16 protein-coding genes are annotated in these 25,905 nt (G+C 60.2%); 6 read left to right on the top strand and 10 right to left on the bottom strand.

Annotated features, from left to right (window positions below; translation table 11 throughout):
- Window positions 1-56: 56 nt before the first annotated feature.
- The 3 genes from ACREC7_RS00385 to ACREC7_RS00375 are packed head-to-tail and all read right to left on the bottom strand — an operon-like array spanning window position 57 to window position 3,388.
- Complete coding sequence (locus tag ACREC7_RS00385) at window positions 57-1,013, bottom strand: NAD-dependent epimerase/dehydratase family protein (RefSeq protein ID WP_431553697.1); 957 nt, start codon at window positions 1,011-1,013, stop codon at window positions 57-59.
- A 30-nt stretch (window positions 1,014-1,043) separates the two neighbouring features.
- Window positions 1,044-2,057 (bottom strand): lysylphosphatidylglycerol synthase transmembrane domain-containing protein, encoded by a 1,014-nt coding sequence (locus ACREC7_RS00380; protein WP_431553696.1) that lies wholly within the window; start codon window positions 2,055-2,057, stop codon window positions 1,044-1,046.
- Between the two features lie 32 nt (window positions 2,058-2,089).
- Entirely contained in the window at window positions 2,090-3,388 is a 1,299-nt protein-coding gene (locus ACREC7_RS00375; protein ID WP_431553695.1) for a glycosyltransferase, read from the bottom strand.
- A gap of 428 nt (window positions 3,389-3,816) precedes the next feature.
- Here ACREC7_RS00375 and ACREC7_RS00370 point away from each other — a divergent pair, with 428 nt between their 5' ends.
- Both ACREC7_RS00370 and ACREC7_RS00365 read left to right on the top strand, forming a co-directional pair.
- Window positions 3,817-4,791, top strand: coding sequence for a class I SAM-dependent methyltransferase (locus ACREC7_RS00370; RefSeq protein ID WP_431553694.1), 975 nt, complete (start codon window positions 3,817-3,819; stop codon window positions 4,789-4,791).
- 69 nt (window positions 4,792-4,860) lie between these two features.
- Window positions 4,861-7,761 carry a YfhO family protein gene (locus ACREC7_RS00365; protein WP_431553693.1) on the top strand — a complete coding sequence of 967 codons (2,901 nt, stop codon included), beginning with the start codon at window positions 4,861-4,863 and terminating at the stop codon, window positions 7,759-7,761.
- 1 nt (window position 7,762) lies between these two features.
- On the opposite strand, the gene ACREC7_RS00360 is transcribed toward ACREC7_RS00365, so the two are convergent.
- Both ACREC7_RS00360 and ACREC7_RS00355 read right to left on the bottom strand, forming a co-directional pair.
- Entirely contained in the window at window positions 7,763-12,304 is a 4,542-nt protein-coding gene (locus tag ACREC7_RS00360; protein ID WP_431553692.1) for a rhamnan synthesis F family protein, read from the bottom strand.
- 468 nt (window positions 12,305-12,772) lie between these two features.
- Window positions 12,773-13,777, bottom strand: a complete 1,005-nt coding sequence (locus ACREC7_RS00355) for an NAD-dependent epimerase/dehydratase family protein (protein WP_431553691.1) — start codon at window positions 13,775-13,777, stop codon at window positions 12,773-12,775.
- 443 nt (window positions 13,778-14,220) lie between these two features.
- Between ACREC7_RS00355 and ACREC7_RS00350 the strand changes: the two genes are divergently transcribed.
- Complete coding sequence (locus ACREC7_RS00350) at window positions 14,221-16,380, top strand: glycosyltransferase family 2 protein (RefSeq protein ID WP_431553690.1); 2,160 nt, start codon at window positions 14,221-14,223, stop codon at window positions 16,378-16,380.
- Here the strand turns inward: ACREC7_RS00350 and rffA are convergent.
- A complete protein-coding gene (rffA, locus tag ACREC7_RS00345; protein WP_431553689.1) occupies window positions 16,375-17,574 on the bottom strand; it encodes a dTDP-4-amino-4,6-dideoxygalactose transaminase in 1,200 nt (399 codons plus the stop codon). The genes ACREC7_RS00350 and rffA overlap by 6 nt on opposite strands.
- A 159-nt stretch (window positions 17,575-17,733) precedes the next feature.
- Here rffA and ACREC7_RS00340 point away from each other — a divergent pair, with 159 nt between their 5' ends.
- Together ACREC7_RS00340 and ACREC7_RS00335 are read left to right on the top strand one after the other, a co-directional pair.
- Window positions 17,734-18,774: a glycosyltransferase family 2 protein gene (locus ACREC7_RS00340; protein ID WP_431553688.1), complete on the top strand. Its 1,041-nt coding sequence runs from the start codon at window positions 17,734-17,736 to the stop codon at window positions 18,772-18,774.
- Window positions 18,775-18,905: 131 nt separating this feature from the next.
- Window positions 18,906-20,132, top strand: coding sequence for an ATP-grasp domain-containing protein (locus ACREC7_RS00335; protein WP_431553687.1), 1,227 nt, complete (start codon window positions 18,906-18,908; stop codon window positions 20,130-20,132).
- A 14-nt stretch (window positions 20,133-20,146) separates the two neighbouring features.
- On the opposite strand, the gene ACREC7_RS00330 is transcribed toward ACREC7_RS00335, so the two are convergent.
- Both ACREC7_RS00330 and ACREC7_RS00325 read right to left on the bottom strand, forming a co-directional pair.
- Window positions 20,147-20,287: a hypothetical protein gene (locus ACREC7_RS00330; protein WP_431553686.1), complete on the bottom strand. Its 141-nt coding sequence runs from the start codon at window positions 20,285-20,287 to the stop codon at window positions 20,147-20,149.
- Window positions 20,288-20,351: 64 nt separating this feature from the next.
- Window positions 20,352-21,086 carry a hypothetical protein gene (locus tag ACREC7_RS00325; protein WP_431553685.1) on the bottom strand — a complete coding sequence of 245 codons (735 nt, stop codon included), beginning with the start codon at window positions 21,084-21,086 and terminating at the stop codon, window positions 20,352-20,354.
- Between the two features lie 107 nt (window positions 21,087-21,193).
- On the opposite strand from ACREC7_RS00325, the gene ACREC7_RS00320 reads away from it, so the two are divergent.
- The gene (locus ACREC7_RS00320) at window positions 21,194-22,765 is read left to right on the top strand and encodes a glucosyltransferase domain-containing protein (RefSeq protein ID WP_431553684.1); all 1,572 of its coding nucleotides are present in this window, start codon (window positions 21,194-21,196) and stop codon (window positions 22,763-22,765) included.
- Window positions 22,766-22,800: 35 nt separating this feature from the next.
- On the opposite strand, the gene ACREC7_RS00315 is transcribed toward ACREC7_RS00320, so the two are convergent.
- Together ACREC7_RS00315 and ACREC7_RS00310 are read right to left on the bottom strand one after the other, a co-directional pair.
- Window positions 22,801-23,862, bottom strand: coding sequence for a glycosyltransferase family 2 protein (locus ACREC7_RS00315; RefSeq protein ID WP_431553683.1), 1,062 nt, complete (start codon window positions 23,860-23,862; stop codon window positions 22,801-22,803).
- 121 nt (window positions 23,863-23,983) lie between these two features.
- Complete coding sequence (locus ACREC7_RS00310) at window positions 23,984-25,903, bottom strand: ArnT family glycosyltransferase (RefSeq protein WP_431553682.1); 1,920 nt, start codon at window positions 25,901-25,903, stop codon at window positions 23,984-23,986.
- Between the last annotated feature and the right edge of the window lie 2 nt (window positions 25,904-25,905).

The raw sequence follows: 25,905 nt of genomic DNA, 5'->3' as shown, positions 1-25,905 counted from the left end.
CTCGAACCACTCTTCACAGGCCTTTCGATCCACACGAAATCGGCAAGCGTCAGCATTTATCGCCGGCTGACCAGAACCCATTGGTTCTTGCTGAGCCAATCCAAGGTCTCGATGACGCTCTCGCGGATGGAGTATTTCGGCTTCCAGCCGAGCGCCCGTATGCGGCTCGCATCGAGGAAGATAAAGGGATTGTCGCCAACCCAGCCACGATCGCCGCCGCTATAGGCGAGGGCGGGTTTGACGCCGAGATGACCCGTCATCCACCCGATCGAGTCGTTCACTTCACAATATTCGTCAGTACCAAGATTGAAGACATTGACCTTGTTCTCAGCCATGCGCAAGGCGCAACCCATGGCGTCGATGCAGTCCTGAACGTGCAAATAAGACTTCCGCTGGCGCCCGTTGCCAAGCACGTCCAGCCGTGACGGGTGATCGAGAAGCTGCGCGTAGAAGTCGAACACGTGACCGTGGGTGTAGCGCGGCCCAAGGATGGAGACGAAGCGGAAGATCCAGCCGCGCATGCCAAACCCCTCACAATAGGCTTCGATCAGCCCCTCGCCGGCGAGCTTGGAGGCTCCGTAGAGAGACGTCTGTACGGGGAAGGGCGCGTTCTCCGGGGTAGGAACGATATCGGCTTCGCCGTAGATCGAGCCGGTCGATGAGAACACGATCCGGCCGACCGCATTGGCGCGCATCGCTTCGAGCACATTGAACGTCGCGATGGTATTCTGCTCGAGATCCTTACGTGGGTGCTGAAGACCGAAGCGAACGTCGGCGTTGGCCGCCAGGTGAAACACGATGTCGGTCCCCCGCATGACGCGTGTCATCCCCTCCAGGTCCAAGACGTCGCCCTCGCACAGTCGAAAATTCGCGTGCGTCGATGCGCTTTGCAGAAAGGGCCTGAAGCCGGTGGAAAAATTGTCGTAGCCGACGACCGGATGGCCCTGCTCGAGCAAGCGATCGACGAGATTGCTGCCGATGAAGCCGGCAGCGCCGGTGACGAAGGCATGCATGCTACGAACGCGCGCGGTAAGGAGAGTGAATCAAGCCTGCTCGACCTCCTGGCGGACCGCTTTTCGCATGGATGGCCGCATCAGCCAGAATACCGCTCCTGGAAGCGAGCCGAGAAACACCACGATTCCGAACGCGACGGATAGGGCGATTGCTTCCGCGCTCGTCACTTGCCCCGTGTTGCCGATGGTCGCGATCGCCGCGGCTTCGCGCCCGCCCCAGCCTTGATAGAATACGGGAAGGGACGACACGAAGAAAATCAGCGGGGTGAACAGAAACACGTGGGGCACGGAGACTTGGATCTGCATGGCGTGCGCAAGGACGATGAAGATAACCGAGTAGCCTGCGAGAAGAAGCGCCGTGGCCAATAGGAGCTGGGCGGTGAGGAGAGGGCTACGCAGCATGTGACCGAGCGCGATTACCGCGCGCACCAGCCGATTCAGGAACTCGAATTTGGTGTTGAGGTGAAATCCGCCGAGGGCAATGAGAGCAGCGATGCCGGCGCAGCCCACGCCCCACAGAATCGCCTGGGCCTTCACCAAATCCGCAGGGGTGGGCACGACCAATTGGGCGGACAGGCATAGCACTCCGATGACGATCGCCGCCATGGCTCCACAAATCCGCTCGTACAAGACGGGGCGGATCGATTGCCCTGTGCCGAGGGCGAACCGAAGCTTGACCATGGCGGCCTTCGCTACGTCAGCGAGCGCGGAGATCGGCGCGGCGTCAGCTGCGAATTGCGAGACGAGCTGGATACGAAACAGCGGCCGGAAGCCGACCTGACGAAGCCCGTCGGCAAACGTGATGGCCATGAGCCGCCAAGCGCCGGTTGCCTGAAGAGCTATCATGACGACGGTGACGAGGGCGAGGGAGGCCGGTTCGATACGCTGCCACAAGGCGAGCAGCGTATCGAAACTATGCTCGCGCGAAACGATGACCAGGATCGCAGCGAGAAGGAGCAGGCGGCTGGCAAGGGCAATCCAATTGGAAGGAATCGACTTTGGCATCGGCTGGTCGGCAAACGGGCCAGATTCAAAAAACGGCAAGGACGCGCATCCTTGGAGGCCCAGCGGAGCATCTATCGATTGGGCTCCGAAAGCCTGCTCGGAATCGGAGCAAATCGGGCCTTGAGGATGGTCCATACCCAAGTGAGGCCATCTCGAGTGACGCTGACCTTCTTGCCCTCGCTGAACGACCGCGCCTCATAGTTCACCGGAATCTCCACCGGCACATAACCCTTGCGCACGAGCTTGATCACGAGCTCGATGTCGAAATCGAACCGGTTGCAGGTGAAGTCCAGTCCATAGAGAGCGTCGCGGCGGAAGACCTTGAACATGGTGAAAGGATCCGTCATCCGCGTATTGAGCACGCCATTGATCATCGACCTAAAGAACCAATGCGCGAAATTGAACATCACTGCCAGTCGCGGCGCATCGTGAAACGTTCTCATCTTCCAGCCGCCCTGGTGGCGCGAGCCGAGGATGAACATCGATTGCCAGGCTGTTAGCGGCGCGAGAAGTCCGTCGTAATCGTCGAGATCGTATTCGAGATCGGCATCCTGAATCATCACGATGTCGCCGGTGGCGACCGTCAAGCCCTCGCGCACGGCATTGCCCTTTCCGCGCGGGGCGGATTGCAGCAGCAGTTTGACTTCGGGATGCGTGGCGTAGCTCTTGGCGAGATCCCTGGTGACGTCGGTAGAGTTGCTTTCGACGATGATGATCTCTTTGCGCATGCCGGCGAGTTGCTTCGCGAGCAAGGCATCCATCAAGGCTCTAAACGTGGCCCCTTCGTTGAAAGCAGGAACAATGATCGATACGGTGTCGCTTGGCGCCATTGCCGCCGTTCTGGCCGTGACGACGTCCGTTCCACTCGGCGGGGGAACGGCTCGGCGGCAAAGGTTTCCAGGAGAGACCCGCCGCAACAGATCAAGTCCGCGACCCAAGCCCCCAGCCTCCGCAGGCGCGCCCACGCGCTGAAGCAACGTATCGAGGGAGTATCTGCGCCGCTCTGGTTCAAACCAGACGTGCTCGAAGCCCGTGGCCAGCAGAAGTAGATTCAAAGTTTCGCGGCTGAAGTACCAAAGGTTCGGCGACCGCCATTCGTGCCAATTGCGGCCCATCAGCCTTGCTTGGTAGCCGTCAACCAGGGGCATGCTAAGGAACAGGCATGCGCCGGGCGCAAGATGCTTCCGGATCTTCGAAAGTGCCGCCCGAGGGTTTGCGACACGCATCAGGGCATCGGACACGACGGCGGCCTGGTGCGCACTTCCCCAATCGGCGGATGCGAAGTTTTCCGGACCGGCGACGTCACCGAGACGAATTCCGGTGCGCCCAAGCAACGACACGAGCCCGTCATTGGGTTCGGCAAGCGCCAATACCGGTCCCTCGACTTTCGCAGAGGCAAGCGCCGCGAGCAGGCGAGCATGATGGGTTTCGTCTCGTTCGGCTTTCGCAATCGATGCGGAATCCGCAGAGGGCGCGGACCCCGGCCTCTCGGGGCGCGTTTCGCTGAAGGTTAGCGCACAGCCCGCGCAGCGGTGGATTCGATGCTGGTTTGTCGAGAAAATATAGGCCGCGTGCTCACTTCCGCACAGAGGACAAGCAAACTCAGCGGACCGCGCGGGCTGCCTGACAAGGCGAAGTGGTTTGCTCATCCGTGCCCCGGGAGCAAGAGGTCAGACGATTGAAATTCAGGATAGTTGGTTCACGGATGGTTGTCACGAATTCTCCGGCAGCCCGGTCCAAGACGGATAGAATGACACCAAGAGGCAGTCGGCAACCCTCTTTTGTCCAGAGGTAGAATATGAAGGCTGACACGCTGCCAAGAAGACGAGTCGAAGCTGTGCCTAGCGATCCTGTCCAGAAATCCGAAGTACAGACCGCAGACGATTTGCGCGCGCGGACATGCCCAGTTTGCCTGGCTACGAATTTTGCGCCGCATTTTACCACGCGCGGCATTCCAATTGAGAGCTGCGAGAGCTGCGGCCTTCTCTTGCAGAACCCCCAGCCAAGCGATTCCGATCTCGCTGAGATCTACGGGCCGCATTATTTCATCGGGTCCGACGAGGACGCCGAGCTGGCGGCGCAATTTGAGATCGTCAAACGTGCGACCGCCCGCCTCCAATTGGAGGAACTCGACGCATATCTTGGCAAGCGTGGGCGCGCCGCTCGCGGTTTACGCTTGTTGGAGATCGGATGCGGCCACGGAAACATGCTCATAGAAGCGCGGGCAAGCGGCTACGAGGTCAATGGCATCGAATTTTCGGCTGACGCGGCGGCCATCGCCAACCAGAAGCTTGGCATCGAAGCCGTTCGAGTCGGCTCGACATCCCTGGCTGGCTTTCCCGATCGGTCATTTGACGTGTGCATTCTCGCCGATGTCATTGAGCACATTCGCGACCCCCGTGCCTTTTTGCATGATGTGTGGCGCATGTTGGATCATCACTCGACGATCTTCATTGCCACGCCGAGCGTCGACAGCTGGTCGGCTAGGCTGCTCGGACGACACTGGATGGAGTTCAAGCGCGAGCACCTCTTCTATTTTGGCATGGCCACGATCGAGAGGCTGCTGACGGAGACGGGCTTCGCCGATGTGACGCTTGGCGGCGGCAAGAAGGTGCTGACCCCTGCCTACATTATCGGTCATTTCGATAAGTTTCCGGTGGCCGTGCTCAGCCCAGTACTTCGTATGGGACGATCTTTGGCCCCTAGCGTCTTGCTTCAAACGAAACTGAAAATCACCGCAAGCGGCATCGACGTCTATGCAACCAAGCCGTAACGCAAGGAAAGAGGATCGAGCCAAAGTCCCGTGCACGCTTGCCCACGATAGAGGATGCGCGAGGTCCGCATGAAAGAGTGGGTCTACGCAACTCTGTCTTTGGCAGTCATCCTCAATCTGCTCTTTTTCCCCGTGTTGTGGATGGACCAGACGCTGTTGCTGAGCGTCCGGGATGCACCGAGCATCATGCCTTCGGGCGCCTACGCCCGGAATCCAGCCGATAGGGCGACACCTCGGCCCTTTGGCCGGACCCCGGATGCCGGCGCGCCTGCATGGCTGGCAGAACCTTACAGCAAACTCCTCTCACAACAGTATTGGACGGAGCACGAGCTTCCGCTGTGGAATCCCTACACCGCCTACGGGGCGCCACTCGCCGCGGCGATGCAGCCACAGCCATTCTATCCCTTGTCTGTGTTGCTCTCGCTCAATCCCACGCCGTGGGCGTACAACCTTTTCCTCATTGGCCGCCTCCTCCTTGCGGGTTTGTTGACGTTCCTGTTCGCGCGGCTTTTCCTCGAGTTTCTTCCCGCGCTGTTCGCGGCCATCGCCTTCATGCTAACGGGATATTTGGCCCTCTTTCTTTCCATGCCTCATCTGAGCGTGGAGGTCCTGCTCCCAGGTCTCTTTTTGGTGTTTGAAGTCCTCCTGAGAAAGAATTCTTGGGGAGCGGTCGCGGGCGCCGCCGGGATGATTCTCGTCGCCACCCTGGGCGGAATGCCTGAATCGCTTTTCTTGGCGGTATCGTTCGCCTGCCTCTTCGTCTTGTTCAGGCTCGCCTCGGTACCGGAGTTCCGTACGACCCTGACTTCCCGGCTATGGAAGTTCGCCGCTGCCATAAGCTTGGGTTTTGCGCTTTCGGCATTTCTGCTGCTTCCATTCCTCGAGTTCATGGCCGCGGGCCATGACGCCCACCGTCCATCAAATGTGGGCGGCAGGATTGCCGGACTGCTGGCTTACCCCGACCTAGGGGCAGCGATTACCTACTTCCTTCCGCTGATCGCTGGACCGGTGTTCTCGGGACGACTGGGCGTTCGGGGCTATTGGGGACTTCTCGCCAGCATCTTTGCGGCAACCGCGATGATCGTCTGGCTGTTTCCCCGGCGGACAAAATCTCCAGCTCCGCTGCCGTCCCTGACCTTTTTCTTCTCACTGTCCTTGGTGCTGTTGATCCTGAAGCACTTCGGCCATCCGATCATCAATTGGATCGGAGCGCTGCCGATTTCAAATTTGGTCATCTACGTAAAGTACCAGGAACCGCTCATGGCATTTTGCGTCGCCATGCTCGCCGCCATCGGATTTTCTCACGTCACCGAACGGCACGCATATCGTCATCTGCTGGCTGCCGCCGGCATCGTGCTTGGGATCGTGTTGGCCTTGGCGGCGCTGCATATGCCCGAGCTTCGCGCGGTTAAGGACGTTGCGCCCTGGTACTACGTGTCAGCCCTATCCGGGGTCATCGTGTCTCTCGGCGCGATCATTTTGCTGTCGCTGCCAAGCAAGCGCTTTCCATACGCGGCCTTGGGTGTGGTGTCGCTGCTCGTCGCCGAGCTGTCCTTCAACTTCATCGTCCCCAGCTTCTATGCTTTCAACTCTCTTCCGCGTGCGAGCGAAACCCCTTACGCCGGCGCTCCCTATATCGATTTCCTCCGCGCCCAAAACCGAGACCATTACCGGATCTTCGCTCGCCAGAACGTGCTCTTTCCCAACTGGGCTGGAGCCTTCGAGCTCGCTGACGTACGGGGTCTCGATGCCATGTACTACCGCCGCTACATGGATTTCATTCGCAGCTTTCTCGGCACGCCTGGGGACGCACGCCTCCAGGGTGACTTGGCCAATCGCTTCACGGGGGCCGATCCAAAATTCTCCTATGCCTTCGACACTGAAACGGAGAGACGATTTCTTGCACTGTCTTCGGTGAAGTATTTGATCAGCGTGAGCGAGTATGGCTCGACCGCCAACGTTGCCGGCGAGATTTTCGCGCAGCATAGAAGCGAACACCTATGGGGATTGGGACCGGGCACGTTTGACGTGAATGGGCGGGCAGTCCAAGGCTTGTTTCATCACCCCCCCTCCAAGCGACTCTCCTATACGACGACGATCCGGGCGGACCGCCCGGTGCTGGAGGGAACTGCGGTCATACGGGAAGATGCCATCGACAAGAGTGACGGCGTCGGATTCCTCATCGAGGTTGAGAGCGATGATAGGATCGAACCTTTATTCTCGACCTTCCTGAATCCAAAGGAGGTCAGTGCCGCTCGCGCGGGGCATCCATTTAGCTTGGACCTCAGTCGCTTCGCGGGGAAGCCCGTCAAGTTGCTGTTCTCCACCGACCCAGGACCGAGCGGCAGCAATGGTTGGGACTGGGCTGGATGGGCAGGGCTTCGCTTCGCGCCTGCGAGCGGGGTTGAGAAGAGCGGGCCCTTTCGCGAGGTCTACGACAAGGAGGTTCGCATTTACGAAGTCTCCAAGGTCTTGCCGCGGGCCTCGCTCTTTCACAATGCCGAGATCCTGCCCGACGGTGACGTCCTGCAACGCCTGAAGCAACCGAGCTTCGATCCCTTTCACGCTGTCGCTCTTTCCCGCGAGGGTCTTTCCGACCGTGACTTGACGATACTTCAGTCAATCAAGCCCGATGCGGCAGGCGGAACCGCCAAGATTTCCCGCTATGAGTCCCAGCATGTGGCGGTCGAGGTGGATACCCCGTCGCCCGCCGTGCTGATGTTGAACGACAGCAACTACCCCGGCTGGCTGGCCTACGTTGACGGAAAACCGGCTCCGCTGCTGAAAGCGGACTATCTGTTCAGAGGCGTCATCGTGCCGGCGGGGAAAAGTACTGTCGAGTTCGCCTACGAGCCGGTCTCCTTCCGAGCTGGAGCCCTGATTTCGCTGGGTGCGCTATTGCTCTTGCTCCTCCCGTTCGTCATTCGCCGGGGAGTTCACTTGAACAGGGCTGGCGCAGCCCCAACTTGACCTAGCGGCTGATCCCCGGAATGTGAACGGTCGCGTAGCTGTATCCCTGCTTACGCGCGGCGAACGGGAAGAGACGCTCGAGTGCGTGCAGCATCGTGCCGTCGTTGGCAACAGGCTCTTCCGGATAATGATCCCAAGTGAGCGCAAGCTCGATGAGGGGAGCAAGGGCCCGAGTCCGCGCCCAGAACATGGAGCCGACGGGAAACTCGAAAAACGGGGGAAGCGGCCGCTCGAGACCGGCGCCGCGGGCGAGGTCGTCCGCGATCGCAAGATTGGCGCCCCAGTCGCACAGATGCGGCTCTTCCGGAAACAGAAGACCAAGCTGCTCATTCTCGGCGAAATGCGCCAAGGCGATATCCATCATCGGATAGCGCGGCCCAAGAAGATGCTGCCAAAGGAACTCACGCCAGGTCTCTCCCATGGCCGCGTCCACGCCGCTGCTCCGCTTGCCATGCAGGTGTCCGATCACGTCGTAATCCCGGACCATCTCCCTGCCGAAGACGGTGAGCAACGGTGCGATGTCGCGCCCCCTATTCGGCACGATGCGAATCTTCACAAGGCCCCGGTCGAACGAAGTGGTTCGCGCGCCCAACAGCGCGGCTTTGGCCACGTCATTCGTGCTCAAGAGAAGATCGCAGGACGCCTTGTTCAGCGCGATTCTGTCGAGAAAATCCTCGATCAGCTCGGGGTAATGAAAGTGGGCCTGTATCGCGACCCTCAGCGCGTTTTGCGGCCCTTGCTTCATCTTGTCGAGATCGGGCCCGATCGTTTCGTGAACCCACGGTCCTTGGGGGCAGCCTTTGCGAATAAAATCGGCCAAGGGATTGATGTCGGCCTCGAGGATCTCTGGGTGGTGATGCGCATAGATCTGCGGATTGAATCCGGCGCAAGGTCGCCGAAGGTCAAGATGATCGAGCTGGTGCGGCGCGGTCCGGGCTGCGGACCAGTAGGCGAGAAACCTCGAGATCTCATCTTCACGCGTGGTGGGAGAAGCGTTTGGCGGCGTGAAGATCTCCGGATCGAACAAGGGATCCTTAAGGATCGTCTCAAAATCGGCGCGGCGCTGGCGCATCCGCTCGACGGCCAAGCCGCCAATCTCGTCGATCTGACCAGCGTATCGTTCCATTTCGAAAGTTCGAAGCGCAAGCGAGCGTGTCGATTCACCAACGCGCGTGCGCAGCGCTTCGTCATTCGCCAGCTCCACGATTTGCCGCGCAGCGGCTTCCGCGTCCAGATAAGGCATCACCGTCGCGCCCGCCGTCGGGTCTTGCTTGAGAACCTCGGCCATCCCCGTGGCGCCCTCGAAGCATATCACCGGGAGGGCTCGAAATGCCGCATCGATCGTGACATTGGGCAGCGGGTCGAGGCGAGAGGGAAGATAAAAGACATCGGCCATGGCGTAAGCTGGCTCAAGGTCGCCTACCGGATCGAGGATCACCACATGGCCCTGCGAACCCGAACGGACGATCTGTTCCGCTAGATACACCGAGTAGTTCATGTCGGCTTGCGGATCATAGCCGTGTCCGATCCAGACGAAGCGAATTGGGCGACCCCGAGCGGCCATGCGGACTGCCGCTGTTGCAGTGCTGATGAAAAGGTCGATGCCCTTACGAAGGTGAACCGTCCCGACGCCAAGCACCACAAGCGCATTTTCGGCTCCCGTAGGGCGCATCGCCGATTTGATCGTCTGGAACTCCGCCTCCAATGTCGCCTTCGACGTCGCAGCGGGGAGAGAGCATCGCCCCTGGGGAATGATATGTATCTTGCGGTGCTCAAGGGCCTGGTGCTCCTTGCGGAATGACTCGGCGGTTATGCTCGCTGAAAACACGAGTTCGGTGGTCCAGCCAAGTGCTTCCCGGACGGTCCGAAGCGGTCTCGTATAGGTCGAGAATTCGTGGATCAGGTTGATGGTCGGGATAAAGGCCCGAGCCAGGGCGGGTATGATGTCCCTCGATTCGATACTGCAGATGAGCGCGTAGCGAATCGGCTGCCCGCGCAGCAGCGAGGCGATGGCGTATTTGAACTCGATTGGAGATCGATACCGTTCCTCAAGATAGATTGTGCGTGAGCTGATTTCCTCGAAATTCTCGATGAGGTCGCCAGGGCGCAGGAGCAGACTGATCACATTGTAGCGCGCGCTTAAAAGTTGTCCGATCGCGAGGGCAAGAATGGGAGCGCCGGTGCGACTAGCCTCATGGCTCACGAGGAGAATGGTTTCTTTGTCAGGCGCGAACCGGGCCGGATCTTCGACAAAATCGTTCGCGACGGGCGTGGCCCTCCGACCCTCATTCTGTCCGTGCAGCACGTAATGTTCGAGAAGGCATGTGCCGGCGGCGCCGACATCGGGATAACGCTCTGCATAGTAGGTCGGATCAAAGCGCGTTGAGGGGGGGATGCCTAGCTTCTCTCCCGCCGTGACGTAATGCACTACTGGGTCGAGGGCGGCGCACGCGGCGCGTTGTCGGTAGTAATCTGGGTCGAACAGTCCGCTGTTTCGTATGACGCCGGCAGTTCGCTCTACAGCCGATGAGGTCTCCGCCTGTGGGATTGGGCCTAAATGATCGGCCGCTTGAACGCGGTCGCGCTTTTCGATGAGGTTCCCGGCGATCACCTCGATCTTGAGCGCCTGAACTTGACTTCGCAACTCGGCTTCCTGAACCCTCAGCTCCAACTTACGCAATTCAGCCCGAGCCTCGTCCAGCTGCCGTCGCAGTCCGTCACGCGCCGCAACCAACTCGGCCGCGCCGGCACGAGCCTCACGGAGATCCTTGGTCAACGTCTTTAGCTGCAGCGCCTGCTGTTGGCTGAGCGCCTCACTCTCATTCGCCCTTTGCGTGAGTTGCTTCAACTCACTCCGCGCCGTCTCGGCCTGGCCCTGGTGGGCATCCCGCGCGACGAGCAACTCGGCCGCACCGGCGCGGACCGCGTCGAGTTCTACAGTCACCGTCGTCATCCTCGCCGCCTGCTCTTGGGCCAGCGCTTCCGATTCCCGCGCCCGTAGCTCAGAGGCCTCCGCCTCCGACCGGTCCTCGTCTGCCCTGGCACGCGCTGCCTCAAGTTCCTTGGTCAGCAGCTCCAACTGCGACGCGTGTTGTTGCGTGCGGGCTTCGGCCTGCTGCGCCTGCATCTCGAATTTATGGGCTTCCGACCGCGCCTCTCCAACCTGAGTTTGTAGGGCGTCCCGGCTCGCAAGCGCCTCGGCTCCAAGCGTTCGAGCCTCATCGAGCTGCGTGGCCAAGCTGTCGAGCGACGATTCGCTCCGTCGGGCGAGCGCGTCCGCTGTCTCGGCCTTCGACTGCAGGTTTCGGACCAGAGCTTGCAAGTCCTCGAGTTGATGTTCGAATACGCTCCTCTCCTTTAGCATCTCCGCTATGCGCGCCCGTTCGTCCGCAAGCTGGCGGATCAGCTCCGCTCGCTCGGCCTCGAGCCGCGCGATTTGATTGGTTGCATGCGCAGCGTTGGCGGCGGCAGCGGCGAGTTCCTTTGCAAGGCTAAGGCGGATCCCCTCCAAATTGCCGGCATGCGCGCTAACCTCGTCCAGCCGGCGTGCCAAATCCGACCGCGTCTCCGCCATGAGTTGGAGCGCATGGACAATCGCCGGATCGGCCTGGTTGGGGGCAGCGATCTCGCCTGAGGTTGATTCCGCTTCGCGCAAAGCTTCGGAGTGCCCCTTGGGTAACGCGTCGCTCGCGGCCGACTGGGCCTCAGGCGCCGGGACATCGCGTTGCTGGACCGCTGCCGATGTGGCTTGGGCCGATGCTCGCTCGATCGGAGATGCAGCTCCAAACAACCTTATCGCCTCGGAGAGGGTCCGGCGCATGCGGTCAAAGGCTGGGCGCAACGCCGCGTCGCTGCCCGACTTGGCCGCATCTGTCAGCCGGTCGTAAATCTCGACGACAATGGCGCTGATCTCCCGATGCTCCGCGAGGTCCCGTCGTGTCGCCGTCGCGTGACGAAGATCGGCACTCAAGAATCGCTCGATCTCAAAGATGATCTTCTGGTCCGGAGCGCCGAAGCCGACATTCGCAGTCTTGAGCCTCTTCGCAAGGGTGCGCCAATCCCTCAAGAGCTCGTCGTAGGCGATAAAAGTTCGGGGCCTCCTTCGGCTTGCTCGCTCGGCTTCCAAGCAGCTTTGTGCGTAAAGAAGCATCGACTTGCCCAGCGAAAACCCATCCCGTTCCTTCAGCGAAAGTGCGACTTCGAGAGGGTTGCGAAATGGCATGACAATGACGGCTTCAATCCGCCGCTTGTCGAGAAGCTCGATCCACAAGGGCAAGAGTCGCGCAAGGCGCGGATCTTTGATCACGAACACGCGGCTGTCGGCGAAATTCGCTTCGAGTTCGCGACTAATCTCTCCTTGAGCTTGTCTTGCCGCGTCGGTTTCGAGCCAATGAGGCGACAGTGGAAAGACATCATCCCAAGCGCTGTCCAGCGCCACCAAAAGTCGGTCATGGATGGCCGCGATCGATCTCGATTCCCAAAACCCTCTTTCATTGTTTCCGATCACGGGAGGCATCAAGTCGCTTGAAATATCGGCGCCCATCAGATTGATGACCCGCGTAACCGCTGAGGTGCCGGACCGATGCATGCCTGCAACGAGAATGCATTTCGAAAGCACAGCCGAAGCAAGAGCTGGATCTGGGACGCGAGTCCGTTTTCGGGGCTTTGTCTCTTTCGGGGCCTTGGCGGGCGCCTTATCCGTCTTGATTTGATCTTTCGACAGATAGTGTCTTTGCGCCGAATGCCGCGGCGGCTCTGCCGCCTTGGACTTGCCTTTGGCGCGGGAGTCCTTGCCAGTCTTGCCTCCAGCTCCGCGCAATCCACTCGAGCCGCGACGTTTCACAATCCTGGGGGCAGACATGGCTTGTGTTTGGAACTCTTATCGCGACGCGAAACGCTCAGAGGTTCGAAGAAAAGAGCCCCTGCCGCATGGCAGGCGCTCGTTAGCTTTGTCGCCCTTTGTGCACCAGCCTATCATGCTTTAGGCGCCATCGATGCGGCAAGAGCAAGCTCAACGAGGCACGTCACAGGACGGCCCGCAAATGCTTTGCCAAAGACTTGAAATGGACAGGTCAAGCGGGGTTTTTGCCGTCCAACCAAGATCCTTCGCCACTTTGCTGCAGTCGAGCACGACGTGGGGCACATCGAGGGCTCTCGGCGGGGCGTGCTCGATGGCGATTTGCCTGCCGATCATTTGTGCCACGCTGTCAACCAAGTCGCGCACGGTAACGCCGACACCGGATCCGACATTCCAAGTCGCGGCTTGATGCGTCGTGTCCAGACTCGCGGCGTAGATGGCCTCGGCGACGTCGCCGGCATCGACGAAATCCCTGACTTGCGTTCCGCCGCCGAACAGCTTGACCGGGACGCCATCGCGAGCGGCGCGCAATGCCGCCCCGATAATTCCCTGCGTCGTGCTTGTCTGCCAACGGCCGACAGCATTCGAAACCCGCAGAATGGCGAAGGGAGAGCCTTTGGTGCGCCCGACAAAGGCGAGCGCCTCTTCCGCCATGAGCTTGCCGACCCCATAAGATGAGATTGGCTTGGTTGGCGATGTCTCTGTCTTGGGCCCTGTCCCTTCGCGTCCATAGACCGTGCCGCCGGAAGAAAGAAAGACAATCTTTGCCTTCGGCGCGAGCTCGGCAACGCGAAGAAAGAGTAGAAACGCCGGCTCGACATTCTCCCGCACCTCCCGCCACGGCTCCTGGGCAAAAGTTGCAGGCACGGAACTCCACCTGAAATAGACGAGGGCACGGGTTTTGGCGATGACCTCGACGCCTGCGGACGAAGCGAAGCTGTGCGCCTCCATATAGCGGACCGAGGACGCGAACTGCGCGAAGAACCGGGGATCCGGTTTTTGGGAGACTGCAACAGCTTCCGCGCCACGACGCGCCAGGAGTTCACAGGTGTGTCTTCCCAGGAACCCGTTGGCACCGAGCAAGATAATCATGCCGCCCCGATCGTGGCCTCCTTTTGGTTCGTTTACGTGCGCCGGACGGCGAGCGATTGTCGCCAAGCTCCGGACGACGCCACTCCAAAGGATTCAATTCTATCGGAACAACCACCAGGCACCGATCAGCACGACTATCAGAACCGCCACAATTATAAGGATGGACACTACCAGATTACCCAGCGGATCGGACCCGCGGTCTCCAGTCATCAAGACTCCCCGCGATTAAAGAGATTTCACCCCTCTATGATCGTCAGTGTACCATCACAACCGACCGTCCGCGATATCGATATTCCTCGCCGCCGGTGGTCAAGCTACACTCGGACATGCTCAACACGACGCAAGAGGCGCCGCTCAGACCTCCTGCCAAGAGATGGCGTGTAACGGCTGCTACCGCGTCCCTTTGGCTCAGGCGCCAGGGCGAGAGACTTACGCTGCTTTGTCGAGCGCTGCGTCCCTCGGAGCAGGAGGCGCGCAAGGTCATCTGGGCCTCTTTGCGTCGCAGGTATGTGAAGCATCTCCTTACCGACGATGACGAGGCGCGCCGGTCCCACCAGATCGAGACGACGCTTTATCAAGAGTGGATACGCCGCTTCGATAGCCTCAGCCGCGACGATGAAAAAGCGATTGTGGAGCACATCGCCGAGGCGGAGATGCCGGTGCCGCTCGCGTTGTTCATGTTTGACGCAGGCACAGCAAAATTCGCAGCTGCGACCGTGAAACATCTCCGCCGGCAACTCTTCTCACGCTTCGACGCCGTATTGCTCTTCACGCGTCACTGCAATGCGGATGCCGTTGCCGCGGCACGAGCGGCGGTGAAGGATGATCCGCGCTTCACGGTCTCCGCCGCCGACTTGCCAATCGATAATCGCCTCGCGGAGCGGCGCTGTGTGCTGCTGGCAGAAGGCGGTGTGTTGCTTCGCGAGCATGCTCTTTACCTGTTTCTCGTTGCCGCAAAAGAGCGCTCGCCATGTCTCGTCTATGCTGACGAGGATCACCTCGACGCGCACGGTATACGCCGCAGGCCCCGCTTCAAGCCGAGTTTTTCTCCGGAGCTGTTGCGGCGTACGGGCTACACCGGCCCTTGCCTGTTCTTGCACGACATCGAGTTTGATGCGGCCCGCATCCTACGCGAGCGTGAAGCCTGGACTGTGAGCGGCTTGACCGAGGCTCTCGTGCAGGAGGCGGCAAGCGATGCGGTCATACACGTCCCATTCGTCCTTTACCATGACGCCAGAAGCCCGCGCTCCCCGCGCGCCCAGCCCGTCGAGCGTTGTTTGGCGGAGGAGAGGCTCCCATCCGTCAGCGTCATCATTCCCACCAAGGACAGGCTTGAGCTGCTGCAGCCCTGTCTTGCCAGCCTCGAGGCGAGGACCCGTTACCCGCGCGCCAAGCTCGAGATTGTGGTGATCGACAACGGCTCTACTGATCCTGCCACGCTTCGCTATTTGCGCGAGACGGCGGAACGCGGCGCAATTAATTTGCTGCGCGACGAGGCGCCATTCAACTACTCGCGTCTCAACAATCTCGCGGCGCGGCAGTCAACCGGCGAGGTTTTGGTTTTCCTCAACAACGATACCGTGGTCAACGACCCGAGCTGGCTCGAGTTGTTGGTCGCCCAGGCGATGCGGGACGACGCAGGCGCCGTCGGGGCTAAGCTGCTTTATCCAGACCAGACCGTTCAGTTTGCGGGCACGATCGTCGGCCTCCAGGGGGTCGCCGGGCATGCGCATGTCGGCTTGCAGGCCAATGACGGCGGATATTGCGGGCTCGCCGCCGTTACCCGCGAAGTGGGAGCCGTGACCGGCGCCTGCCTCGCCATACGCCGAACGATTTTTGATGAGGTCGGCGGCCTCGATACGTCGTTGGCGGTGGGCTGCAACGACGTCCTGTTCTGTTGTGACCTGCTTGCGCGCGGCTACCGCAACCTTTTTCTGGCGCAGCCGCTCTTTATCCATTGTGAGTCCAAATCTCGGGGAGGGGACGACACACGAGAAAAGATAGAACGAGCCATTGCCGAGGGATGCTACTTGCGGACGCGGCACAAACGGCTCCTCCAGAACGATCCGTATTACAGCCCTAACCTGAGCTACGAGCGCGCCTACGACATCGCTTTCCCGCCACGGCGCGACAAGCCATGGCGGAAATACGTCCGGCGGCGCGGCGATCTGCGCGTCCTCATGCTAAGCAATCTCGAGAGGGTCTTCGAAGACGAGCCGGCGGTGCTGGAACTGCAAGCCGGTCACCTCGCTCGACTTGGCCATGAGGTGTTCGTTGGCAGTTCGCGCGCGCGCCCCAGCGTGTCTCACCAAGGCTATCAGTTCGTGCGTCTCGGTCACCCTATCGAAGCGGCAGCTTACGCGGTTGCCAACGACATCGACTGCATCGTGGTGCATACCTCGCCCTTCTTTTCGGTCGTTCGCTGGATAGGGGACTGGCCGCGATGCATCCTCTGCGATTATGGCGAGCAGGAAGCGTCGCTGGTTGAAGATGCGGAGATCCGGCGTCGGCAGGAGGTTGAACGCCAATTCTGCTTGGCCGTTGCCGATCGCGTGTTTACCATTTCCGAAGGGCGGGGCGGACGAGCGCTAGGAGGGGAGGCGAATCTAGCCTCGGATGAGTCCCTCGCTGAGTTCGCGGCGATCGTCGAAGCAGCCTGCCGATCATGAGCCCCGTCGTGCCAAGACTCGCCGCCGGGGTGCCCGAAGGGGATTGTGAGGCCTTTTCCGCCGGCCCAAGACAAGTCCCAGAGCCCGTACGACGCGCATCTGATCGTCAAGGGTGATGTCCGCATAGAGCGGCAACCTGATAAGCCGCGGTGCGAGCTCTTCGGTATTCGCGAGCGAGCCGGACACCTTGCCAAAGCGGCGTCCGGCTGCGGCTTGATGGAGGGGGAAATAGTGGAAAGTGGCGCCGATCTCAAGTTCGGCAAGGCGGCTGAGCGCGCGGCTCTGCTGTTCCGCATCGTGCATCAGCACGTAATAGATATGTGCATTGTGCTCTGCCGCGTGCGGTATGATGGGGCGCCTTAAGCCGCCGGCCTCCTCCATATCCTCCAGCATCTCATGATAGCGGTCCCAGGCGGCCCGCCTGCGAGCGGTGATCGCCTCGGCCTCCTCGAGTTGCGCGAGCAGAAATGCGCTCAGCATCTCGCTCGGTCCATAGGACGAGCCGATATCGACCCATGAATATTTGTCCACTTGACGATTCATGAATTTTTGGCGGTCGGTCCCCTTGTCGCGGATGATCACGGCCCGGTCGACATGCGTCGGATCGTTGATGAGGAGCGCTCCGCCCTCTCCACACACCACATTCTTGCTCTCGTGAAAACTAAGCGCCGCAAAATCACCGAAGCTACCGAGCGGGCGGCCGTCACGGCGCGCGCAAAGCGCCTGCGCCGCGTCTTCGATCACGACAAGTCCGCGCGCCTTGGCGGTTTCCGCAATGCGACTCATATTGCAGCCGACGCCGCCGTAGTGCATTGGTACGATGGCCCGCGTATGCCCGTTGATGGCGTCTTCGATCGCGGCTTCGTCGATACTCAGCGTGTCTTCGCGAATATCGACGAAGACAGGGGTGGCGCCACGCAGCACGAAGGCGTTGGCGGTGCTTGGAAAGGTAAAACTCGGCATGATGATCTCGTCGCCGGGTCCGACCCCCGACAGCATCGCCGCCATTTCCAAAGCCGCGGTGCAGGAGGTGGTCAGCAGCGCGCGAGGAGCGCCGATTGCGGCCTCCAGCCACACCTCGCAAGCGCGCGTGAATTTGCCGCCTCCCGAAATGCGCCTGGTGCGCAGGACTTCGCCAAGATACTCAAGCTCGCGGCTCGCGCGCGGCGGGGAGTTGAACGGGATCCTTGTCATTGCACCCCTTTGCCGGCCCGTTCGGTCAAGACACTATCGCGGGCTGCCGATTGTAGGCATGAGCCATCGTGCTATACAAACACCAGCAATTACCTGTCCTGACTATCGATTTTTCGTTTCAACCAAAAGCTCATGAGATCGGGGGACGGATTTTCTGTGGTGACGAGGCGGTCTACGCAAGGTGTAGGGCTGGGGCACGATCAGCCCATTACGCCCAAATATTCGATTGTCGTTCCCGTTTACAATTCCGCTCGTTATCTCGAAGAGCTGCATGCGCGGCTTCGGTCCGTCATGGACCGCTTGAACGAGCCCTACGAAGTCCTGTTCGTCAACGACGCGAGCGTCGATGACTCGCTCTCCGTGCTGCACGGAATTCAGAACCGCGATGCCAGAGTGGTGGTCGTCGACCTGATGCGCAATTTTGGCCAGCATAATGCCGTCGTCTGTGGCCTTGGTCTGTCGGCCGGGGAGTTTGTCATCACGCTGGACGACGACCTGCAGCACCCTCCGGAGGAGATACCGAAGCTCATTGCCGCCATGGAGGGGGCAGAGGTCGATGTCGTCATTGGCCGATACATTACCAAGCGCCACTCGCCCGTTCGCAATGTCGCGAGCTGGGCGATGAAGCGGCTGTCCGGGCACACGCTGGGGGTGCCGCAGCACCTCAAATTGAACAGCTTTCGGCTGATGAAGCGAAGGGTCGCCGACGCGGTCGTCGACTTTGCCGGCCCGAAGCCGCGGGTCGGGCTGATTATCTTCCAAGTCACGCGGCGCATTGCCAATGTGGACGTCGAGCACCATGCGCGCCGGCATGAGCGTACGAGCTATCCGCTCCACAAGCTGATCTCCGCAGCCATCGACAACGTCGTCAACTATTCCGCGCTGCCGCTACGCTTGCTTGCTTATGGCGGATTTCTGACCTCGGCTACCGCCATCATCTTGGCCATGTTCTATCTGGTGAAATATTTGATCGGCGATATTCGGGTCATGGGATTCACGACGCTGGTGATCCTGCTTCTCTTCTTCATGGGACTCACCATGTGCGCCTTCGGCATCGTCGGCGAGTATCTCGTTCGCATCGTTTGGGCCGCCGAGAGGCGGCCGCCGTTTGTGGTCAGGCAGACGTTTCGCTCTGTCGAGCGCGAACCGGTGAAGCCATTCAAGAGTGCGCGCGATCCACGCTCGGTCGAGTTTTCCTGAAACCAGCCGGCAGCTAAGGCGACCCGCGTCTTTTTTCTTGCCTGGCGCGGCCTGCACCATTGCTCACGTACCTGCGCCATGCGATAGCGGCTTCTCTTGCAAGGGGTTAGACGATCGAAAGTTCGCCTTCAATGCGGATCCAGACGCGTTCCAAGAAACTGATGGTGCTTGGTGCGGGAGTGTTTCAGATTCCGGGAATTCGCAAAGCAGTTGAACTCGGCTATTACGTCATCAGTGTTGACGATCGACCGGAAAGTGTCGGGCATAAATACTCTCATCAATTTTTGAATTGCAGCACGGCTGATCGCGAAGAACTCGCTCGCCAGGCGCGGGCGCTGGCGGTTGATGGGATTTGTACGTTCAGTTCCGATATCGCAGTCCCGTCGGTCGGTTATGTTTGCGATCGGCTGGACTTGCCCGGCGTGTCCTTCAACGCCGCACAGATCATGTGCATGAAGCATCGCTTTCGCGAGGCGCAGCGCCTAGCGGGCATGGCCCACCCGCAGTTCGTGGCGGCGCAGTCGCTTGAGGGGTTGCTTGGCGTGGATCGTGTTCTCCGCTGTCCGATCGTCATTAAGCCCGTGGATTCCTCCGGATCGCGCGGCTTGCGAACGCTGGCGGGGGCTTCGGTTGATGCCGTTGCGGCGGCCTTCGCCGTCGCCAAGAGCTTTTCGACGGCGGGCATGGTATGCGTCGAGGAGTTCGTTAGCGGTCGGGAATGCAGCGGCGACGGCATCTTGATTGATGGCGAATTGTCGTTTGCAAGAATTACCGACAAGTATTTGAACGCATTCGCTGTAACTGGTCACAGCGTCCCTTCGACGCTGAGCGACCATGATCAGCAGCGTGTTCGCAGCGCGGTTGAGGATTGCTGCAAGGCTGTCGGCTACGATCGAGGACCTTTGGATTTTGACGTCAAGGTCGCGCCCGACCGCGTCGTAGTATTGGAGATGAGCCCCCGCACCGGCGGAAACGGCATCCCGGCGGTCATCACGCGCGCGACCGGCGTCGACGTCGAGGAAGCCACCATCCGTCTCGCTCTGGGAGAGGCGTGGCGCCCGCCCGAAACCGGGGGTGCAGGGCAGCATCGTCGGCGAGCCGGGTCATTAATTTTCGGCAGCCAGAGCGGCGGGACTCTCACGAAAGCGGGCAGCTTTGCGCAGGTGCGGCAGTCGGTGCCCGAACTCATCGAGCTGAATTTTGCGGTTCCCATAGGCAGTCCGGTCAGACCCTTCGAGCATAATGGGAACCTGATCGGCTATGCGGTGTTCGATTGTGAACCCCCGGCGACTTATGCGGACGTGGCTCAGCGCATTGCCGACGCTCTCGATATTCAGGTCGATGCCGGCCCTGTGTGATCGTCTCAGGTCTTTCAACTGCTGGGGCGTCTCATCTGCATAACAATTCGTGTTGCTGTGCGGAACGGTTGCGTGCCGTCGATCAATTCGACGCCGCACGCCAAGCCAAACCCGATCTTGGTGACGAACAACATCGGCGCGATCAACGCGGCCATGAGTGGCCAACGCTTTGGCTCTCGAGGCAATGCTTGGGCAGGCGCGGTTCTGCCGGTAGCCTGCTTACCGGGGGAAAGACCACGGCGGTACCGCAATGGGCTCGATCTCTCGGAGAACCCGGGCCGGACTGCCGGCCACGACCGCGTAGTCCGGGACATCCCTGGTAACGATGGCGCCGAGGCCGACGACGGCGAACCGGCCCACTCGCACGCCATTCACGACCTTGGCTCCCGGAGCGATATGAGTGCCCGACTCGATCTTGGCGCCACTGCAGAGAATCGAATTAGCACCAAGAAAGACGAAGTCTTCGACAGTGACATCATTTCCGACGTTGGCGCCGGCTCGAACGGTGCAGTGCGCCCCGATAGTGCTTTCCATTGCGACGTTCGCGAAAGGAACAAGGTAGGTGCCCGGGCCAATAACGGCATTGTCCGCGACCGCCGCCATTGGATCGATCAAGGTCGCCCAACGTGAGCTGGGGATGCCAAGGTCAATAATTCGCGTGCAGTTCTGCTGCATGTAGCCGACTTTGTGCAGTGGCGCGACGAAGAGGGTAGTGCTGCCGATACTCGGCCAGGCATCGAAGTTTCCAAGCACACTTCCGCCGAGGAGTGCCGTGCCGACGGGTGATCGATCGTTGAGATATCCGGCAAATGAATAACGGCGTCCCGAACGGATGAGGTTGAGAATCGTTTGCGTCGCCTGACCGCCGCCACCCTTGCCGCCGAAGACAGCAATCCTTAACGGCGTTTCCGACACGTTTCCGGCCACGATACTCTCGTGCTGCGAGGCGTCCATGTCGCTGAAGCTTAGCTCAAAACAGCGGTTCCTACGGGAACTTCTCCGAATTTTCTCCGCGGCTATGCTAGGTCTTCGCTACCGACCGGCCGCCAAGAGCACCTTGCATGACCAATGAGTCTCTGCCCCGCCAACAGATTGCAGTGGAGCCGGTTATCGGCGTGGCGATCGTCATGGCAATTTTTTGCTCCCTGTATTTCCACGGCTACGAGATTTTCCAATACACGCTGAGCATCGATGAGGAGCTGATGCTCAACAAACCTGACCTGCTCAACTACATCCGGAGGGCGCGGTGGGGAGCTTTTGTGGTGTCGTGGTTGAGAACGCCGCTGCCCGTCACGCACATGATGACAGGACTGGTGCTTTACGGCACTGCCTTCGTGCTGCTGATGCGACGACTCCAAGTCAAAAACTGGGAGTCTGTGATCGTCGCGGCAGGCATGTTTTTCGGATTTCCGGTCCTTCTCTACGCGTTCGCCTTCAGCAATCTTGCGACTATAGTCGGGTTGGGCGCGCTCGTGTCCGTGGGCGCACTCTGCGCTGCGAATGTGAGAACTGTACTGCGGTTCTTTCTCGCGACGGTGCTGGTCGCCTTCGTCATCGCTCTCTATCAGTCGCTCCTTTATTTCTTGCTTGTCGTCTTCCTTGCCGACCTCGCGAGGCAAATCTGGCTGGCAAAGGAGTTCGATTGGAATGCGCATTGGCGCCGCTTCGCCTGGTACGGGAGCATCATCTTGTGCGGGCTACTGTTGTACGGACTGATCGCGTTTGCTCTTCTCAAAGGCTTCGGCCAGCAGCTCGAATATCTGCCAAGTTATGTAAGATCCGATCTTCTCGCGGCCTATCCGGGCGCCATCCTGCAGAGGACGTTCGAGCAGGCGTGGAGATTTTACAGCGGCGCTGCCTCAACCTTCCTGCGGTTCAATCTGGCCTACCGGTTGCTCGCTGCACTCAGTCTCGCGATCCTCGTTTGGACGGTCGCGATCGAATGGAGAAGAACGAGGGGAGGGGCTTTGCTCTGGACTGGACTCCTCGTGGCGATAGTGGCGGCGCCCTTTGTTCAGCACCCAATCAACAACGGCGATATGCCGTACCGAACTCTTATCGCCCTGCCGGCGGCGGTCGCCGTTCTCGCCCTTTTTGCCACGGAAGCCGCTGGCCCGAGGCTTCGCCGCTGGATCATCCTGCCGATCATGGCGATCGTCATGATCCAATTCTCGGCCATCAATAACAAGCAGTACTACGCGGGGCATTGGTCTCTGGAACGTGACAAGGTGCTGGGGACACAGATCCTGTCGCGCATAGCGGAGCTGTTCCCCAACGAAAGCACCTTCACCATCGCGGTTGTGGGCCAAGGACCGACGAAGCGTGACACCTTGATTCCCGAGGTGCCGTCCTCGACTCTGGGAGCCTCGTTCTTTCGCTGGGACGGTGGTAGTCGCGGCCGTGTCGCCGCGTTCCTTAATTTCCTATCGAACGCAACGTTCAACCCCGCCACCGACAAGCAGATGGAAAAAGCTTTCGATGACACGAGCGCCATGCCGTCCTGGCCGGAGCGCGGCTCGATCGCTCGCTTCGACGGGGTGGTGTTGATCAAGCTCTCTGAGCCTACCCCACGACAGATCCAGATCTTATGCGGGAACCGCGAATCTGAGTTCTGCGCCAAGCATCGCCCGTGAGAGGCACCCAACCTCCGCACGACTATCTGCGGCAATCAGGACGTTTGAGCGGTATCGGGCCGATCGGGTTCGACCGAGACTTCGCCGCGCGTCGAGTACGACAAGCGGGCTTCCTGTCGGCACATCCTCACGCGGATATCCTCCAAAAGCCGTCGGTTCGTGGCGATGAGATCGGCAATCACGCCGCCGAGCAGGAGGAGAGCAGACAACCCGACAAGACTGGCCCCAAGCACCAGGGACTGGACATGTCCTCCGCCCCTTCCCAGCCAAAATAGAACGAGAAAGCGAATAATCGAAATCAGTCCCGGCACCAAGGCGATCAGGCTCAGAATTCCGAAAAAGCGTGCCGGCTTATAGGTGATGAAGATACGGAGAATGGTCAAAACCGAAAGCGCGACGTAGCGAGGCACGGACGAGATCAGACGCGATGGCCTCAAGGGGGGGTTCGTCTTGATCGGCACCCAGGTGATGGGAATTCGTTTGCGTCCGGCCTGAACGATCGTCTCGAGCGTATAGGTGTACGCACTGAAGACATTGAGCTGCATTGCCGCTTCGCGATGAATGGCACGAAAACCGCTGGGGGCATCCGGGATGTCTGTCTTGCTCGCCGCCCGCACCACCCAGCTGCCCAGACGTTGCAGGCGACGCTTGAACCACGAGAAGTTCTCGGTTTCGAGGATCGGACGCGCACCGATCACGATCTGCGCGCGGCCTTCCAGAATCGGGCGAACCAAGTCTGGAATGTATTCGGCGCGGTACTGGTTGTCCGCATCCGTGTTGACGATCGTGTCCGCCCCCAGCCTCAGACAGGTTTCGACGCCAACCATGAAGGCGACCGCAAGACCATAACGTCCGCCCAAACTGACGATGTGGTCCGCGCCGTGGGCCTTAGCCACCTCAACGGTGTCGTCGCTGCTCCCGTCATCGACGATGAGCCATTCTACGATGTCATAGCCCGGCACCTGCCGGGGAAGATCCGCGAGCGTGATCGGCAAAGTCTCTGCCTCATTGAGGCAGGGGATCTGGATGATGAGTTTCCTTGGTAAGCGAGGGGTGCCATGCTGACCGCGTCTTCGCGAATAGTGGCGCGCGTCCATGAATTTCCCCGCTACAACTGCGCGAAATGCACACCTCGATGATGTTCTGGCCGGAAGTATGCCAAAACTTCTGGCGGCTAGGCAATCTTGCAGCGATACATCGCAGCTTTTTATTGGGCAATCAGCCCGGCACGAGGGCCACCCGGGTAAGAATATAGCTGAGTTGGCGGCTTTCTATTCCCCAACGGCTGTCTCCGCGGCTGATGTTGTCGGATATCAGCCGCAAAACGAGTGGCTGACCTTCGCCGAGCGCACAGGTCGCTGGAACCTTGAAAGTCAGAGTCGTCACGCGGTCCGTGGGTACGACATTGCTGCCGAGCTCGCACCCTTCCAAGTAAGCCGTGATGGTGAGTGGCCGATCAAAAAGGTAAGGCACCATTGGTCGATAAACGGTGAGCCTGACCTCCGACGCCTTCACCGGCGCCAGCAGAAGCTCCGTATCCATCGAGGCCCAATGGTCGTCGAAGAGGCCGATCGCCGGGGCGTAAGTTTCGCCCGCGAATTCGATGTCGTGTTTGAGGCTTGCATCGGGATTCCGGAAGGGCTCCGTCCAGTCCAGCCTCGAACTGAAATCCACCTCATAGACTTGAAACCATTGCCCGATCAAAACGGCACGATGCTGGAAGCGCCTGAGATAGATATCGAACGCCTTGGCCGCGATTGCCGGCGGATCGATGGCAAGATAGGCCGCTGTCTGCTTCTCCAGCTCGGCGGCGGGCACGGTGTTGATATCGGTGACTGTGCGACCGGAATACAAGGCGAGCACCGGCGACGAGTACCAGCCCTTGCCGAATATTGGTGCGTTGCCGGGCGCGCTCTCGAGGGCTTCGACCGCCCGCGCGAATTCGCGCTCGAGTGCCGGCTTTTTCGAAGAGAATGCCTGCAATCCGCCATGCACGAAGAATGCGCAAGCCGCGAGGATCGACAGGGCTGAAAGCACGGCCGCCGATCTTCTTGCAAGGAAGGGAACGGCGTTGCCGGCATAGCAGGCGAACACCCAAAGAAGATTGATGAGGACGACGCCGTTGAAGATCCGCCGCGGCCACGCCTTCATCGAAGGTGTGACGAACAGCCACCACGTCATGTAAGCGACTGCGCACAGCAAAATGCTGAGCACCAGCCATTTCAGCTCCTTCCTCGGCGAGAACGCGTAGAGGCTGCAAACCAGGCAAGGGAACAAAAGCCAGACAGCAGCGAGGGCGGGATTGAGCTGAAGATAGTTCGACAAGACTACGAAGTGCTTTGCGCCCTTGGCCCAGACTCCCGGCGTGTCCTGGAAGTGCTCGACGACGCCGGCCTGCTCGCCGATTTCAACGAACTGGAATTGCCACCAATCGAGGTAAGTGGCGCTGTTGCCGAGCGCGAGCCAACGCCAGGCTTCGATCGCCGCCAACGGAACGGCGAAGCCGGCGGCGACAAAAAGAATCCTCTGCAGTGTATTGCGGCTGAGCCCCTCCGCCTGCAGCGAGTAGAGGCACAGGATCAGCCCGGTGCTGCCCACGCCGATCGCGAGCACCGTTTTTGTCGCGACGCTCAACCCGAAGCAGACGCCGCAAAGGAACAGATCTCGTGAGCTGGGGGGCGGGGATCCTGAAAACAGGATGAGGGTCCCAAGCAGCCACCAAAACAGGGCCACGAGCTCGCCGTAACCATTTCCGCCATAAATCATCATCCCGGGCGCGGCGAAGGTGGCCAACACGGCGAAGCTGGCCCAAGCCATGCCCATCGATCGCCCGAGGAACACGAAGAGCGCCACGGCAAAGAGGGCCAGGTAAACGATATTGGTGAGTTGCGCGGTGACAAGGTTTACGCCGAACAGGGCGAAGATTGCGGTGGCCGGCAGGACGTACGGAACGTTGGTCGCAACCTCGCTCGGAAAGTAGCGAAGGCCCTGGTAGTTTCGCGCGTAGCCGGCGCCATCCGCCATATTTTGAGCGACCTGTAGATTAATGCCGCCGTCGAACGAGACCGGGGTCGAGGCCCACGTCCAGGCGACCATGACCAGGAACGCGAGCATGCCGCCGGCAAGAACTACGGTCATGC

The organism is Methyloceanibacter sp. (assembly GCF_050728395.1).
Lineage (GTDB): Bacteria > Pseudomonadota > Alphaproteobacteria > Rhizobiales > Methyloligellaceae > Methyloceanibacter.
The sequence above is the reverse complement of the archived record's forward strand: the minus strand, read 5'-3'. Positions and strand labels throughout refer to the sequence as shown.